This window comes from Streptomyces sp. HP-A2021, from assembly GCF_022807935.1.
Taxonomy (GTDB): Bacteria; Actinomycetota; Actinomycetes; order Streptomycetales; family Streptomycetaceae; genus Streptomyces; species Streptomyces afghaniensis.
This window is the reverse complement of the sequence record NZ_CP094344.1, coordinates 4,527,670-4,543,392: the sequence shown is the minus strand read 5'-3', so window position 1 is coordinate 4,543,392 and position 15,723 is coordinate 4,527,670. Positions and strand designations below refer to the sequence as shown.

At 68.9% G+C, this 15,723-nt stretch carries 13 protein-coding genes and 2 pseudogenes; 7 read left to right on the top strand and 8 right to left on the bottom strand.

The window, feature by feature from the left end; genetic code table 11:
• Window positions 1-29 precede the first annotated feature (29 nt).
• The 4 genes and pseudogenes from MQE23_RS20600 to MQE23_RS20585 all read right to left on the bottom strand — a co-directional run.
• Window positions 30-362: pseudogene (locus MQE23_RS20600) on the bottom strand (dihydrofolate reductase); the annotation flags it as partial.
• Between the two features lie 15 nt (window positions 363-377).
• Entirely contained in the window at window positions 378-1,667 is a 1,290-nt protein-coding gene (locus tag MQE23_RS20595) for a glycosyltransferase (RefSeq protein ID WP_243379794.1), read from the bottom strand.
• A gap of 41 nt (window positions 1,668-1,708) precedes the next feature.
• A complete protein-coding gene (locus tag MQE23_RS20590) occupies window positions 1,709-1,882 on the bottom strand; it encodes a hypothetical protein (protein ID WP_020269611.1) in 174 nt (57 codons plus the stop codon).
• A 63-nt stretch (window positions 1,883-1,945) separates the two neighbouring features.
• Window positions 1,946-3,205, bottom strand: coding sequence for a nucleotide sugar dehydrogenase (locus MQE23_RS20585; protein ID WP_037666764.1), 1,260 nt, complete (start codon window positions 3,203-3,205; stop codon window positions 1,946-1,948).
• Window positions 3,206-3,832: 627 nt separating this feature from the next.
• On the opposite strand from MQE23_RS20585, the gene MQE23_RS20580 reads away from it, so the two are divergent.
• Window positions 3,833-5,164 (top strand): hypothetical protein, encoded by a 1,332-nt coding sequence (locus MQE23_RS20580; protein ID WP_243379792.1) that lies wholly within the window; start codon window positions 3,833-3,835, stop codon window positions 5,162-5,164.
• A gap of 317 nt (window positions 5,165-5,481) precedes the next feature.
• On the opposite strand, the gene MQE23_RS20575 is transcribed toward MQE23_RS20580, so the two are convergent.
• The gene (locus MQE23_RS20575) at window positions 5,482-5,790 is read right to left on the bottom strand and encodes a hypothetical protein (RefSeq protein ID WP_128092445.1); all 309 of its coding nucleotides are present in this window, start codon (window positions 5,788-5,790) and stop codon (window positions 5,482-5,484) included.
• 113 nt (window positions 5,791-5,903) lie between these two features.
• Here MQE23_RS20575 and MQE23_RS20570 point away from each other — a divergent pair, with 113 nt between their 5' ends.
• Together MQE23_RS20570 and MQE23_RS20565 are read left to right on the top strand one after the other, a co-directional pair.
• Window positions 5,904-6,902: a type II CAAX endopeptidase family protein gene (locus MQE23_RS20570; protein WP_243379791.1), complete on the top strand. Its 999-nt coding sequence runs from the start codon at window positions 5,904-5,906 to the stop codon at window positions 6,900-6,902.
• 169 nt (window positions 6,903-7,071) lie between these two features.
• Window positions 7,072-7,599, top strand: a complete 528-nt coding sequence (locus MQE23_RS20565; RefSeq protein ID WP_020269605.1) for a GNAT family protein — start codon at window positions 7,072-7,074, stop codon at window positions 7,597-7,599.
• A 9-nt stretch (window positions 7,600-7,608) separates the two neighbouring features.
• Here MQE23_RS20565 and MQE23_RS20560 read toward each other — a convergent pair.
• Together MQE23_RS20560 and MQE23_RS20555 are read right to left on the bottom strand one after the other, a co-directional pair.
• A pseudogene (locus MQE23_RS20560) lies at window positions 7,609-7,986 on the bottom strand (transposase); the annotation flags it as partial.
• A gap of 116 nt (window positions 7,987-8,102) precedes the next feature.
• Complete coding sequence (locus MQE23_RS20555) at window positions 8,103-8,630, bottom strand: flavoprotein (protein WP_243382695.1); 528 nt, start codon at window positions 8,628-8,630, stop codon at window positions 8,103-8,105.
• 640 nt (window positions 8,631-9,270) lie between these two features.
• On the opposite strand from MQE23_RS20555, the gene MQE23_RS20550 reads away from it, so the two are divergent.
• Window positions 9,271-9,429, top strand: a complete 159-nt coding sequence (locus MQE23_RS20550; RefSeq protein WP_167337984.1) for a hypothetical protein — start codon at window positions 9,271-9,273, stop codon at window positions 9,427-9,429.
• A gap of 109 nt (window positions 9,430-9,538) precedes the next feature.
• On the opposite strand, the gene MQE23_RS20545 is transcribed toward MQE23_RS20550, so the two are convergent.
• The gene (locus MQE23_RS20545; protein WP_020269602.1) at window positions 9,539-11,854 is read right to left on the bottom strand and encodes a (Fe-S)-binding protein; all 2,316 of its coding nucleotides are present in this window, start codon (window positions 11,852-11,854) and stop codon (window positions 9,539-9,541) included.
• A 241-nt stretch (window positions 11,855-12,095) separates the two neighbouring features.
• On the opposite strand from MQE23_RS20545, the gene MQE23_RS20540 reads away from it, so the two are divergent.
• The 3 genes from MQE23_RS20540 (at window position 12,096) to grpE (ending at window position 15,719) form a co-directional block, all read left to right on the top strand.
• Window positions 12,096-13,106 (top strand): MraY family glycosyltransferase, encoded by a 1,011-nt coding sequence (locus MQE23_RS20540; protein ID WP_243379789.1) that lies wholly within the window; start codon window positions 12,096-12,098, stop codon window positions 13,104-13,106.
• A 94-nt stretch (window positions 13,107-13,200) separates the two neighbouring features.
• The gene (gene dnaK / locus MQE23_RS20535) at window positions 13,201-15,063 is read left to right on the top strand and encodes a molecular chaperone DnaK (RefSeq protein WP_020269600.1); all 1,863 of its coding nucleotides are present in this window, start codon (window positions 13,201-13,203) and stop codon (window positions 15,061-15,063) included.
• Window positions 15,060-15,719, top strand: a complete 660-nt coding sequence (gene grpE / locus MQE23_RS20530) for a nucleotide exchange factor GrpE (RefSeq protein WP_020269599.1) — start codon at window positions 15,060-15,062, stop codon at window positions 15,717-15,719. The genes dnaK and grpE overlap by 4 nt, the downstream gene beginning before the upstream one ends.
• Window positions 15,720-15,723 lie beyond the last annotated feature (4 nt).

The window sequence follows — 15,723 nt, the reverse complement described above, 5'->3', positions numbered from 1 at the left end:
GAGGGGTGCCGAACAGCCGGAACCCGTGGTCACGGCTGCTTGCGGACCCGGTAGCGCAGGCGCAGCACCCGGTCGCCCTGGATGACGATGTGCGGGTCCTCGAGCAGATGCCGGGCGTCGACCGACCCGAAGTACCGCTTGCCCGAGCCGAACACCACCGGCACGACGTCCATCGCCACCTCGTCGACCAGCCCGAGCGCGAACGCCTGCCCGCCGACGTCGCCCGCCGCCACACCCACGTCACGGTCTTCCCCGGTCAGCTCCTTGGCCTTGGCGACGGCCGCCTCCACACCGTCGACCAAGTGGAACGGCGCGTCCGGGTGCCACCCGTCGGGCCGGGGCCGGTGCGACACCACCACCATTTCCGGACGAGGCCGTCAGGCGTTCAGCAGGTCCTCGGAACCGGCACGGTGACGGCCACCCTTCGGCAGCGCCGTCTTCGCCGTCAGGCCGCGCGACTGCCAGGCGTTGTCGCGGAGCTTGAACAGGGCCCAGTAGCGGGTGGGACAGAGCAGCACGATGTTCATGAAGACGGCGGTCGGGGTGCCGACGAGCCAGGAGCGCCACCGCTGGCGAGCCGTCATGTCCGGCCGCATGAGCACGTACAGCCCGGACTGGCCGAACCGGACGACCAGGTACACGGCCAGGTACACCAGGGCGATGCCCGGGTTGTGGTACCGCCCGCCCAGGGTCATGAGCGTCATGACGACGATCCAGGCCAGCATCACCGGGGTGACGACGAGCTGGAGCAGCCCGAAGGTCGGTGATATGAGCTGCTTCAGCGACAGCCGCGCGTACACGAACGGCAGCATCCACCACCAGGACCGGGCCCAGCGCAGCCGCTGCCGGTAGGTCTTCCTCAGCGTCGTCGGCATGTCGGTGACGACGCCGGCCTCGTTGACGGCCACGACCTCGCCGCGCATGAGTGCCCTCAGCGCCAGCCAGCGGTCGTCGCCCGTGCCGCACTCCACCTCGTAGGCGTCCAGGTGGTCGTAGAGCAGCTCGGCCCGGTAGAGCGCGAGCGCGCCCGAGGTCGTCTCCAGGGCTCCGAGCATGGAGCGCGAGGAGCGCATCATCACGCAGGAGGTGCCGATGTCGATGTCCGCGGCCCGGGAGACCCAGGTCTCCTCGAAGTTGCGGATGTAGATCATGCCGGTGGTGGCCTGGATCCGCGGGTTGCTCATGGCCCGCAGCTGGTGTTCGAGCGCGTCCGGGAAGGGCTCGCCGTCGGAGTCGATGGTGAGGACGTAGTCGAAGTGCTTCTGCTGCTCCTGGAGGTGCCGCAGCACGGTGACCTGCGCCCCGCGCTTGCCCTTGTTCTCCTGCCGGTGCCAGAAGACCCGGGGGTGTTCGAAGGGTTCCACGGGGTGCTGCCGGGAGCCGTCGTCGATGACATGGATCTCGTCGACCGGGTGCGTCTGCGCCAGCAGCGACCGCACCGTGCGGTGCAGGTTCTCCGAGGGCTCCTCGAAGGCCGGGATGATCGCCACCGTCCGGCCCGGAGCGACCGGGAGGTGGGTGAAGGACCGGCCCTTCAGGAACGAGACCAGGCAGAGCACGATCACCGACATGCCCAGCCACCAGTAGAACGTCAGGATCGGGCTCTTCGACTGGAGGTGCACCACCACGGTGGCAGCGGCCAGAGCCGCCACCACCACGGTCGTCACCACCGTGAACCTCATGCGTGAGGCGCGGCCCGGCAACGTGCTCAAGCGGTCACTCGCTTGCCGCGGGTCGCCGTGCGGAACACCGCGACGCCGCCGATCACGAGGAGCATGGCTCCCAGCACGATCCACCCGAGCGCGGTTCCGCCGGTGGCGGCCAGGGCGGCTCCGCCGGTGGCGGTCCCGATCGCGGCGCCCACACCGTTCTGTCCGTACATGTTGTTCCTCTTTCTTTCCGGGGTTCCCGGTTTCCCGGGGATTCCAGGGGTTTCCAGGGCTCTCTAGAGCCGTTCGATGTGGGGTGCGGCGGCCATGACGCCGCGGGTGTCGAGCACGTAGGCGGCCTCGGCGGCGAGCCGGTCGAGGTCGAACTCGCCGTGCGGGGTGAGCAGGACGACGGCGTCGAAGTCGCCGACGGTGTCCGTGCCCGCGCCGAAGGGGATGTCGCGGCAACCGCCGTCCGCCTCCGGCAGATAGGGGTCTACGACGGTGACGTCCGCCCCCATCGCCCGCAGCCGGTCGGTGACTTCGACGGCCGGCGACTGACGGGCGTCCGAGGTGCCCGGCTTGTAGGCGGCCCCGAGCGCGAGGACGCGCGCCCCGTGCATGCTCCGCCGGAAGCGTCGGCTGAGGGCGTCCTGAAGCCGGCGCACCACATAGTCCGGCTGGCTCTCGTTGATGTCCTGGGCCAGCTCGATGAGCCGGAAGGTCTGACCGTGCCGTGCCTTGACGTGATGGCTGAGGTAGACCGGGTCGATGGGCAGACAGTGCCCGCCGACGCCGGGCCCGGGCAGGAACTTGGTGAACCCGAACGGCTTGGTCGCCGCCAGCTCCAGCGTGTGCCATACGTCCACGCCCAACGTGTGGGCCATCCGCGACAGCTCGTTGACCAGGGCGATGTTGACGTGCCGGTAGGTGTTCTCGAACACCTTGGCCAGCTCGGCCTCTTCGAGCCCGGAGGCGGGTACGGTGACGTCGGTGACGCTGTCGTAGAACTCCTTCACACGCTCCAGACAGCCCTCGGTCAGCCCGGCGACGATCTTCGGCGTGTTCTCCAGCCGCCAGTCGGCGTTGCCCGGGTCGATGCGCTCGGGACTGAACCCGACGTGGAAGTCCCGCCCGGCGACGAGCCCGGAGCCCTCCTCCAGCAGCGGGACGAGCACGTCACGGGTGGTACCGGGGTGAGTCGTCGACTCGAGGACGACGGTGGCGCCCGGCTCGATCCACTCGGCGAGCACGCGACCGGCGTCCCGTACGCAACTCAGGTCCGGGGCGCGGTCGGTGAGCGGCGTGGGGACGGTGATGACCGCGACGTCGAACCCCTTGAGGTCCTGCGGGTCGGAGCTCGCGTAATACGCATCCGAACCGAGCACCGCCTGAAGCCGGTCGTCACCTATGTCCTCGACGTACGACGACCCGGCGGCCAGCGCGGCGCAACGCGCCCGGTCGGGCTCGTAGCCGGTGACGGTGTGCCCGACCTCGGCGGCCCTCACGGCCAGGGGCAGGCCGACATAGCCCTGCCCCAGCACACAAACGTGCATGGTGGTTTTCCTCAACCCTGAAGTACGGCCGCCCGTTCCTGAAGCAGGCGGCCGTGGCGTGGTACTGCGTGAGAAGCGGTGTGGGAACGGCACCACCACCGCGCGTCACCGGTCTGCCAGGGCCCCCTGCCCGAGCGTGCGCGAAGCGCAACCAGCGACCTTCACAAACCCCCCTCATTTGTGGACCTTCATGGTTCAACAAAAATTCGCTGAACGGAACCCTGTTTACTGTTTCGATATCTGTGAAGCGCCGTGGGGATGAGCCGCGTTGCGGGATGACGCCCGGTCAAGTGCTACTGACGAGGTGGTTCGCGACCCGCTCCGGTGGACCGCACGCACGCGTTGCGGAGGTCAAGCGCGGGGGGTGCGAAGCGTCGACGCAGCAAGGTCCGAAAAATTGATCTTCACATCTCCAGCACGGCGCGCTTCCAGGAAGCGAGGCGCGGCCGGATGCACTCGCGAAGTCCGTACGCCACCACGTACGCCCCCTGTACCACCCCCCGTGAAACTCATGGGACCACTTCCACAGCCGTGCGATAGAAAAGGCTTTCGAACGCGCCGCCCGTCGCGCAGACACGCGGACGGACCGCAAGGCGCGGCTTTCGACACAATCCCTGTGGGGGGACCTTGTTCAGAACTCGGGCGGCCTGGGCCGCCATCGGGACCGTCGCACTCCTGTTGACCGGCACTCCGGCGGCGAACGCCGCGGAGGGCCAGGCTCCTGACGTCCGGTGGGCGCACAGCGTCTCGGACGACCTCGGCACGCTGGAAGTCGGTATCAGCTCAGACAGCGCCATCACGGCGATCAAGGCGCACATCGTCTCCGCGGCCACCCAGCAGGAAGTCGCCGTCGTGGAGAACGACGCGTTCGACCTCGCCTCGGGCACACCGGACAACGGCGTGTGGCGCACGAAGCAGCCCCTGGACCTTCCGGACCTGGGCAGTTACACCGTGCGCATCGAAACCACGGACGCCGACGGTGACCACACCGTCGACAACTCCGCGGGCACTCTCGCCTATTACGTGGCGGCGGTGTTCGAGGACGTGCGCCCCGACCGCACGGAGATCGACACCGATCACCGCCAGGTGCGCGTCGACGGCACGCTGAAGGGACGCTGGCCGGGGACCCGTGAGCTGAAGCCCTTGGCGGACCACCGGGTGGACCTCGACGTGGACAACTGGACGGAGAACACCGTCCGCACCGACGCCGAGGGACACTTCTCCGGCACGGTCACCGTGAACGACGCGGTACCGGTCCAGGCCGTCTACCGGCACGACACGGCTCACCCGTTCGTCCTGTACGGCGAGTCCGAGTCGACGCGGATCGGCATCCGGCAGGTGGCCACGCGCTGGACCATCCAGGCCCCGGCTCAGGCCCGGACGATCGACTACGGCCAAGAGGTCACCGTCACGGCGACGCTGGAGCGCGAGACCCCGCAGGGCTGGGTTCCGTTCGAGGGCCAGAGCGGTGGCGTGCTCTACGAGGCCTCCTCCGGCACCCACTGGGCCAGCGTCGGCTACTTCACCACCGGCGAGGACGGCAAGGTCAGCTTCACCCACACACCGTGGGAGACGGGCACCTTCCGTGTGACGTCGCACAGCGACGACCCGTTCATCGCCTCCGCCTCCTCGAACAGCGCCGAGATCACCGTCCTGCGCGCCTCGGTCTTCACCTCGTTCTCGGCGACCCGTACGCAGGACCGCGGCGTGCACGTCGAGGGTCTGATGGACTTCCCCGACGGCTGGACGCCCGCCACCATCCCGGTGCACATCCAGTACTCGCGTGACGGCGCGAAGTGGACGGACCTGCTCACGACGGAGGCGACCTGGTCGGGCAGCGGCGGTCACGCCTTCTCGGCCGACATCGCCGATGCGCGGCGGGGTTACTTCCGCGCGGTCTTCGAGGCGACGGAGTCGTTCCGCGGGGCGACGTCGGAGGCCGTGAAGGTGCGCCGCTGACGTATCGCGACAGCGGGTGGAGGCCCCGGCCGGTCGGGTCGGGGCCTTCGTCATGGTCCTCTTGCCCGCTGCCGCCGCCTTCCAGTGGGAAACGAGCGATGGGCGCGCGGTCGGCGCTGGCAGGTCTCCTCTTGGCCATCGACGAAGCCCGGTCGTCGGTTGGGTCCCGGGCTGGTTACCGGGCCGCCCCCGACAGGTCCGGGGATGCAGCTGCTCTGCAGAGCTGGACACCTCGGAAGCCGACCGCGCGTACGAAACGTAGCCGGTGGCACTGACAAGTGGGGGCTGCGCCTGCCCGCTCCAGTCGATACTCGCGTCTAAGCCCTGCCGCCGCTGCCGCCGCTGCCGCCCCCGCCTCCCCTGCCGCGCAGGTCCTCCCGCATCTGGACCCGTAGCCTCGCCAGCGCGTCGTCGTAGTCCCGGCGTCCCTCCAGGTACGCCGGATCATCGGCCAGCACCCCCTCCATGACGCGGTCGCGGAGGGCCCGCAGCCGGCGGAAGGCGTCCTCGGAGCTGTCCACGACTGGGGACGGCGCGGTGATGGTCATCTGGTACCGCATCCCGATGCAGGGGCCGAACGCCTCACGGGCGGTCGTGCGTTGCGCCGCGCCGCATCTGTGTCTCACGGTCCGAACTCTCCCGTCGCCACCGGCGCGCTTCGAGCAGCATGGCGGACCCGGTGGCGATCACGGCCCCAACTACGGTGCTGATCAAGGTGATCCACTGCATAGTAGGGATCATGACAGCGCCGTTACCGCACCCCACCGGCCTCGCCTACCACCGCATGGGCCACTGCACGGGCCGTCACCGCTGGTGGCGGCCCCTGCTCGGCACTCTGCTGTTTCTCGGTGCCTACCTTGTACTCAGCCTCGTGCTGTTCGCCCTCTCCTACGGCGTCGGGGCAGCGGCCGGGCTCCGTGAACTGCCCGACGGAGGCCATGACTTCGGGCCGCTTGCCAACACGGCCCTGGACCTGACGTCCATCGCGATCGCCCTGCCCCTGATTCTGCTTGCCGTGTGGTGGCCGGGGCGGCGACCGCCGGGCACCCTGTCGTCGGTCGACGGACGGTTGCGGTGGCGCTGGCTGGCCCGGTGTCTGCTCGCCGCGGTGCTCCCCGTGGCCGTGCTGGCGGTCACCGCCGCCCTCCTGCCCGACAGCGGGAGCGACTCGGGGGAGTTCGGCGCATGGGTGGGCTGGCGGTCGTTCCTCACCTCCCTGGCCGTGCTGGCCGTCCTCGTCCCGGTGCAGGCCGCGGCCGAGGAGTACGTCTTCCGGGGCTGGCTGACGCAGGCGGTCGGCGCTTTCGTCCGTTCTCCGTGGTTCGCGGTGCTCCCGCAGGCCCCGCTGTTCGCCGCCGCCCACGGCTGGGGCACCACGTGGGGCTTCCTCGGCCTGCTGGTCTTCGGTGTGGTCGCCGGGTGGCTGACCATCCGTACCGGGGGTCTGGAGGCGGCCGTCGCCCTGCACGTCCTGAACAACCTGCTGGGCTTCGGCGTCGCCGCCGCGGTCGTCGACGGGCTGTCGTCCGACGAGACCGCCGCCGACTCACCCTGGCAACTCGCCCTCGCGGACGTGGCAACGACCCTGCTCTACGCCGCGCTCGTGCTGTGGCTCGCCCGACGTCATCAGCCTCGGCGCCTCGCATCGCCGGTGGCCTCATCGCCCGCACCGGCACCCGCACCAGCAACCACAGGGCGCACAGTGGGGCACCACGGTGAAAGTGGCCAAGACCGCTGAGACCTCGCCCGAGTCGCCTGCTGTGCCCTGCTCCGACGCGAGTCTCCATCCATCAAAGCCCCTGAGTAACTGATCGTTTCAGAATGAACCGGTTGGCCAGAGGTGCCGGCTCCTTCGGCTTGCATAGGCTGGCCGGTCTCATCCGACGCACCGCGACGAGGATCGGCCCATGCACAACAGCACCAGGATCCGCCTGATAGAGCCCACCGATGCCGCCCCGATCGCCGCGCACCGGGTGCGGGACTTCGAGGCTTTCCGGCCGTGGGAACCAGACCAGCCGGCCGACTTCTTCACCCCGGAGGGCCAGGCGGAGCGGATCGAGGGGCTGCTGGCCCGATACCGGGCCGGCACGGTCTGGCCAGGCGTGGTACTCGCCGACAACCAGGTGATCGGGCAGGTCACCGTCGGAGGCATCCTGCCGCAGCCGCACCTGCGCCGCGGCTCCGTCGGATACTGGATCGCCAGCGTCGCCCAGAATCAAGGGCACGCCGGGCGTGGCGTCGGGCTCGTACTCCGGGTGATGACGGACGAACTCGGGTTGCACCGCGCCGAGGCGTCCACCAACCTGGAGAATCTGCCGTCGCAGCGAGTGCTGCGCCGCAACGGCTTCAGCCCGTACGGTGTCGCGCACTCCTCGATCTTCCTCGACGAGAACTGGCGGGACGCGCTGCTGTGGGAGCGGGTCCTCGGCGACTGACTGATCGTTTCACAGCGAGGTCCGCAGGCGGCGGAGGCATATGAGGCTGCATGCCAGTTCGAGCGGTTTGATGCCGCGTTTCCACAGGAGGCGGCGGTGCTTGTCGAAGTCATAGCCCCGGTCGGCTTACAGTCGCCGGGGCTTGCGTCGAGGGCGTCCCCGCAGGCCCTGAATCGGGGGAACCGCCTTCAGCAGGGGCAGAAGCAGGGTGACGTCGTGCCGGTTGCCGTCGGTGAGTGTGACGGCGAGCGGGGTCCCGTGCCGATCGACGATCAGGTGGTGCTTGGAGCCGGGTCAGGCCCGGTCGACCGGTGAAGGACCGACGAGGTCCCCCCCTTTGAGGGCCCGGATGCGCGAGCCGTCCACGGCACAGTCGTCCAAGTCCAGCGCTCGGGAGCAGGGGGCAACAGCCGAGCTCCCCGCTCCCACAGGTCGTCAGGAACAAGATCAACACGAACCCCGGACACCTGCCGACCAAGATCGTCGAACACAAGACGCACAGCTCAACTCATTCTGAAACGGTCAGTAGGCCTTGGCTCCAATAGGTCGATTGCCTCCCTCCAACGGAATCGATCTGCGCCTCCGCCGGCCTTGGGGCGGTGGGGCTCGTAGGAGCCGATCAGGACGCCCATCTCTCGCAGTCGTTCCAGGCTCCGGTGGTAGGCGGGGTGCGCAGCCTGGGCCCTGTTCAGGTAGGGGAGTGCGGCTGTGGGGATGCCCATGCCGTATGCCTCGCACAGGATTCCCAGGGCGAGAGTGTCCGAGATGCCCGCCGCCCACTTGTTGATCGTGTTGAAGGTCGCCGGGGCGACCGCGATGGCGTCGGCGGGTGGCAGCGGGCGGGTTTCGCCGGGTGTGCGCCAGGCGGAGCGGATCGGGTAGCCGGTCTGGGTTTCGATCGCCTCGGTGTCCAGGAAGCCGAGGCCATGAGGAGTAGCGATGACGCCCACGTCTCGGTGCCGTTCCTGTGCCTGCGTAATCAGTTCGCCGACACCGCCGGCGACTCCGGCCGCGCACACGACGACGTACAGGAAGGGCTTTTTCCCTGCACGGTGGACTCGGTCACGCGGGGACTCCCAGTCGGTGGCTGAAGCGGTGCAGTTCCGGCAGCGTACGTCGGTGGTCACGGGCGGCCATGTCGGCCGCCAGGAGGCGGATGGCGGGGCGTCGACCGGATGCCCACCCGTTCGCTGCCTTCGTATGCCGTTCCGGCGTCCCCTGCCCCCGCTCCTCTGCCCGCTCATCGCAGCCCGTACGGCTTGGACACGCGTATCGACGGCTCCTCCACGGTGGCCGTGCGTCCCTACCTCGTCGCTCAGGAGCAGTGGCAACGGCGTCATGAACCGGCTTGGCTCGCTACGCGGTCGCCAGCAGCAGGCCTTACTGGCTCCACAGGGTGGTGGGGGCCCTATGACAACAGAGGACGATGCGGCAGAACCCGAGAGCGCCCATCCACGCCGCAGGCTCCGTCTCTTGCCATGGACGGGCCCGGAGGCCAAGCCGTGCTTCCTGATCACGGACGGCGACGGTGGACGTGTGTCTCGCCTGGCCGACATCGCAGAAGAGGTCCAGTTAGCCTGGCCGAGCGCCTGACCGAAGCCCTTCGTGACCACTTCGCATCGCCGAGAGCCGGCGGGCGAGGCCATGCGGCAATAAGGAGCGGTCCTGCCGATGAGTGCCGCGGCGTCAGAAGCGCCCTTGTCCCCCGAGTGCACCCTCGCCACCCGCCCCAGCTACCACGACCTGCACGCCGACTGCCGCCAGACCCGCGACCTGCCCTTGCCCTTCGCCTTCGGCATCCTGCTCCAGCCACACTGTGAATGCGCCTGACACAGGTACAACAGCGTGAGTCCTACGGGCCTGTGAACGGTAGGAAGCACCGACGCCCCCCGCCCGACAACTCGGACAGGGGGCGTCGACAACAACCCGCGGTGACCGTCTACTTCACCGGCTCCGGCTCCGGCGCGTTCTCCGAGTCCGACGTCCCCGCCGGCGGCTCGCCGCCGTCGTCGTCCCCGCCCTCCGCGGGGACCGGCGTCTTCACCGAGTCCAGCAGGAGCTGGGCGACGTCCACGACCGTGATGGACTCCTTCGCCTTGCCGTCGTTCTTCTTGCCGTTGACCGAGTCGGTCAGCATGACGAGGCAGAAGGGGCACGCCGTCGACACGATGTCGGGGTTCAGGGACAGCGCCTCGTCCACCCGCTCGTTGTTGATGCGCTTGCCGATGCGCTCTTCCATCCACATCCGCGCACCGCCCGCGCCACAGCAGAAGCCCCGCTCCTTGTGGCGGTGCATCTCCTCGTTGCGGATGCCGGGGACGCTGGCGATGATCTCGCGCGGGGGCGTGTAGATCTTGTTGTGGCGGCCCAGGTAGCAGGGGTCGTGGTACGTGATGATGCCCTCGACCGGGGTCACCGGAATGAGCTTGCCCTCGTCCACCAGGTGCTGGAGCAGCTGCGTGTGGTGGATGACCTCGTAGTCGCCGCCGAGCTGCGGGTACTCGTTGCCGAGCGTGTTGAGGCAGTGCGGGCAGGTCGCGACGATCTTCTTCGCCGACTTGGGCTTCGCGGACTCGGGCGTCACCTTGCCCTCGTCGTCCATCTCCTCGCCGAACGCCATGTTCAGCGCCATGACGTTCTCCATGCCGAGCTCCTGGAACAGGGGCTCGTTACCCAGGCGGCGGGCGGAGTCGCCGGTGCACTTCTCGTCGCCGCCCATGATGGCGAACTTGACGCCCGCGATGTGCAGGAGCTCCGCGAAGGCCTTCGTGGTCTTCTTCGCGCGGTCCTCCAGGGCGCCGGCGCAGCCGACCCAGTACAGGTACTCGACCTCGGACAGGTCCTCGATGTCCTTGCCGACGACCGGGACCTCGAAGTCGACCTCCTTGAGCCACTCCAGGCGCTGCTTCTTCGCCAGGCCCCAGGGGTTGCCCTTCTTCTCCAGGTTCTTGAGCATCGTGCCCGCCTCGGACGGGAACGCGGACTCGATCATCACCTGGTAGCGGCGCATGTCGACGATGTGGTCGACGTGCTCGATGTCCACCGGGCACTGCTCGACACAGGCACCGCAGGTGGTGCAGGACCACAGGACGTCCGGGTCGATGACGCCGTTGTCCTCGGCCGTGCCGATCAGCGGGCGCTCGGCCTCGGCGAGAGCCGCCGCGGGCACGTCCTTCAGCTGCTCCTCGGACGCCTTCTCCTCGCCCTCCATCGTCTTGCCGCCGCCGGCCAGCAGGTACGGCGCCTTGGCGTGCGCGTGGTCGCGCAGCGACATGATCAGCAGCTTGGGGGAGAGGGGCTTGCCCGTGTTCCACGCCGGGCACTGCGACTGGCAGCGGCCGCACTCGGTGCAGGTGGAGAAGTCGAGCAGACCCTTCCAGGAGAACTGCTCGACCTGGGAGACGCCGAAGACGTCGTCCTCACCCGGGTCGGTGAAGTCGATCGGCTCGCCGCCGGAGGTCATGGGCTGGAGCGCGCCCAGTGCCGTCCCGCCCGTCGCCTCGCGCTTGAACCAGATGTTCGGGAACGCCAGGAAGCGGTGCCAGGCGACACCCATGTTGGTGTTCAGGCTGACCGTGATCATCCAGATCATGGTCGTGCCCAGCTTGATCATCGCGAAGAAGTAGACCAGGTTCTGCAGCGCCGCCACGCTCAGGCCCTTGAAGGCCAGGACCAGCGGGTACGAGGCGAAGTACGCCGCCTCATAGCCCTCCACGTGGTGCAGTGCGCCCTCCAGGCCCCGCAGTACGTAGATCGCCAGGCCGATCGTGAGGATGACGTACTCGACGAAGTACGCCTGGCCCATCTTCGAGCCGGCGAAGCGGGACTTGCGGCCCGGGCGCGACGGCAGGTTCAGCAGGCGGATGACCATGAGGGTCGCGATGCCGAGGGTGGTCATCGCGGCGATGAACTCGATGTAGAGCTCGTACGGGAGGAAGCCGCCGAGCACCGGCAGCGTCCAGTCGGCCTGGAACAGCTGGCCGTACGCGGTGATGATCGTCGGCGGCAGCGTCAGGAAGCCGATCGCCACGAACCAGTGGGCGACACCGACGATGCCCCACCGGTTCATGCGCGTGTGGCCGAGGAACTCCTTCACCAGCGTCACGCTGCGCTGGTAGGGGTTGTCGGTCCGGGTACCGGCGGGCACGGGCTGGCCCAGCTTGAAGTACCGGACGAACTGGCCGATCGCGCGTGCGAGCAGCGCGACGCCGACCACGGTCAAGACCAGCGACACGATGATCGCGGCGAGTTGCATGGGGGCTCCTCGGGCCTGCGAGGGTCTGTCGGGGGAACCTGTCGTTATCGAGGGTTCCCCGAGATTACTAAGCGGTAACTTATGCAGTCCGTCTGAGACTACCCCTATCTTCCGCCGCACTGTAGCCGGGTGGGCAGTGATCTGAATCGCTCAGGGTTGCCTCAGAAAATGCCCCCGATCCGGTCGTGATCTCGTCGTGTTATTCATACCGAATTGTCATAGTGACGCCTAACTTATATCCGTGCTCTACGGGATCGTCGCCGCCGCCACCGCCCTTCTCCTCACCGCCCTGCTCGCGGCCCTCCTCCGGGTCCCCGTCCTGCGCCTGCGCGTCCTCGACCGGCGACGGCAGCGGGAGGTGCCGTTGTCCGGGGGCGTGGCGGTGGTGGCCGTCACCGGGTCGGTCGTCGCCCTGAAGGACGGGGCGTCGGCCGGAAGCGGGATCGGCGGGCTGCTCGTCGCCGGCGGCGTGGTCGCCCTGCTCGGGCTGATCGACGACGTGTGGCGGCTGCGGCGGCGGGTGCTGGTCGCCGGTACGGCTGTGGCGGCCGCGTGTGTCGTGCCGTACGCGGAGGCGGGCGTGGGGACCGGGCTGCTGGGGGCCGTATGGGTCGTGGGGGTGACCTTCGGGTTCCGGGGGCTCGACCATGCCGACGGGCTCGCGGGGACGGCCGGGGTCGTCGCGGCGTTCGGGGTGGCGGCCTGCGCCGCCGTCGACGTGATGGACGGGATCGCGGTGCTGATGAGCGTGCTGGCCGCCGCGCTGACCGGGTTCCTGCTGCACAACTGGCACCCCGCGCGCGTGGCGCTGGGAAGTTGCGGGTCCATGTCCGCGGGGTTCGTGATCGCCGTGAGTGCCGTGCACGTCCGTGCCGGGTTCGGCGTCGGGGAGAGCGCCGGGGTGCTGTTCGCGCTGACCGCGGTGGTGGGCGCCGATGCCGTACTCGTCCTGCTCTCGCGGCGGTTGGGCGGGCGGCCCGTCGTCCGCAGCGGGCCGGATCATCTCACGCACCGGCTGCGGCGGATCGGGCTGACCGCGCCGGGAGCGGCTCTGCTGCTGGGGACCGGCGCGTTCTCCGCGGCGCTCGTCGGGGTACTCGCGCACATCGGCCGGGTCGGGGGTGACGCCCTGTGGTGGGTGGCGGGAGGGGCTCTCCTGGTCGTGTTCGCCCTTTTGTGTGTCCCCGTGTACGCCGATCGACACACCGTATCGCCGCAGGTCAGAGCGCCGTTGCGCGTAAGGAACGGATAAGAGTTGAGCCCGGTCGACTCAGCTCTGTTGACCGGTTGGGAGCCGTCGTGCACACTTGAGTCCGTTCCACTCAAGTCAGCTGGAGGAATCAACCATGGCACGTGCGGTCGGCATCGACCTGGGCACGACTAACTCCGTCGTCAGCGTTCTGGAGGGCGGCGAGCCCACCGTCATCACCAACGCCGAGGGCGCCAGGACCACGCCGTCCGTCGTCGCCTTCGCCAAGAACGGTGAGGTGCTCGTCGGAGAGGTGGCCAAGCGTCAGGCGGTCACCAACGTGGACCGGACCATTCGCTCGGTCAAGCGGCACATGGGCACCGACTGGAAGATCGAGCTGGACGGGAAGCCCTTCAACCCGCAGCAGATCAGCGCCTTCGTGCTCCAGAAGCTGAAGCGGGACGCCGAGTCCTACCTGGGCGAGAAGGTGACCGACGCGGTCATCACCGTCCCGGCGTACTTCAACGACTCCGAGCGCCAGGCCACGAAGGAGGCCGGCGAGATCGCCGGTCTGAACGTGCTGCGCATCGTCAACGAGCCCACCGCGGCCGCGCTGGCGTACGGCCTCGACAAGGACGACCAGACCATCCTGGTCTTCGACCTCGGTGGCGGTACGTTCGACGTCTCGCTGCTGGAGATCGGCGACGGTGTCGTCGAGGTGAAGGCCACCAACGGTGACAACCACCTCGGTGGTGACGACTGGGACCAGCGCATCGTCGACTACCTGGTCCAGCAGTTCCAGTCCGGCCACGGCGTGGACCTGGGCAAGGACAAGATGGCCCTGCAGCGTCTGCGCGAGGCCGCCGAGAAGGCGAAGATCGAGCTGTCCTCGTCCACCGAGACCTCGATCAACCTGCCCTACATCACCGCCTCCGCCGAGGGCCCCCTGCACCTCGACGAGAAGCTCACCCGCGCCCAGTTCCAGCAGCTGACCGCGGACCTCCTGGAGCGCTGCAAGACGCCGTTCCACAACGTCATCAAGGACGCCGGCATCTCCATCAGCGAGATCGACCACGTCGTCCTGGTCGGCGGCTCGACCCGTATGCCCGCCGTCGCCGAGCTCGTCAAGGAGCTGACCGGCGGCAAGGACGCCAACAAGGGCGTGAACCCGGACGAGGTCGTCGCCATCGGCGCCGCCCTGCAGGCCGGTGTCCTCAAGGGCGAGGTCAAGGACGTCCTGCTCCTCGACGTCACCCCGCTGTCCCTCGGTATCGAGACCAAGGGCGGCATCATGACCAAGCTCATCGAGCGCAACACCACGATCCCGACCAAGCGGTCCGAGATCTTCACGACGGCCGAGGACAACCAGCCGTCCGTGCAGATCCAGGTCTACCAGGGCGAGCGCGAGATCGCGGCGTACAACAAGAAGCTCGGGATGTTCGAGCTGACCGGTCTGCCCCCGGCGCCGCGCGGCGTCCCGCAGATCGAGGTCTCCTTCGACATCGACGCCAACGGCATCATGCACGTGACCGCGAAGGACCTGGGCACGGGCAAGGAGCAGAAGATGACCGTCACCGGCGGCTCCTCGCTGCCGAAGGACGAGGTCGACCGCATGCGCCAGGAGGCCGAGCAGTACGCGGAGGAGGACCACAAGCGCCGCGAGGCCGCCGAGTCCCGCAACCAGGGCGAGCAGCTCGTCTACCAGACGGAGAAGTTCCTCAAGGACAACGAGGACAAGGTCCCCGGTGAGATCAAGACCGAGGTCGAGGAAGCCGTCGCCGAGCTGAAGGAGAAGCTCAAGGGCGAGGACACGGCCGAGATCCGCACCGCCACGGAGAAGGTCGCGGCCGTCTCGCAGAAGCTCGGCCAGGCCATGTACGCCGACGCGAACGCCGCGCAGGCCGCCGGCGGCGACTCCGCCGGAGCCGGCGCGGGTGCCGGTGCCGGTGACGCCAAGGCCGACGACGACGTCGTGGACGCCGAGATCGTGGACGACGAGCGGAAGGACGGTGCCGCGTGACGGAGGAGACCCCGGGCTTCGACGAGCAGCAGCCCGACGTCCCTTCCGGCGCCACCTCCGATGACGCCGAGCCGAAGGCCGCCGACTCCCCCTCGACGGAGGAGCAGGCGGCCCCGGCCGGGGACACGGGCCAGGACGTGGCTCTGGTGGCCCAGCTGGACCAGGCCCGCACGGCGCTCAGCGAGCGCACGGCGGACCTCCAGCGCCTCCAGGCCGAGTTCCAGAACTACCGCCGCCGGGTCGAGCGCGACCGGATCGCGGTCAAGGAGATCGCCATCGCGAACCTCCTGACCGAGCTCCTGCCCGTGCTCGACGACATCGGCCGCGCGCGTGAACACGGCGAACTGGTCGGCGGCTTCAAGTCCGTCGCCGAGTCGCTGGAGAGCACGGCGGCCAAGATGGGCCTCCAGCAGTTCGGCAAGGAGGGCGAGCCCTTCGACCCGACGATCCACGAAGCCCTGATGCACAGCTACGCACCGGACGTCACCGAGACGACGTGCGTCGCGATCCTGCAGCCCGGGTACCGGATCGGCGAGCGCACCATCCGCCCCGCGCGGGTGGCCGTGGCCGAGCCCCAGCCGGGGGCGCAGACGGTCAAGGCGGACGAGTCCGCCGAAGCCGACGACAAGGAGAGCGGTGGCCCGGAAGAGGGCTGACGTC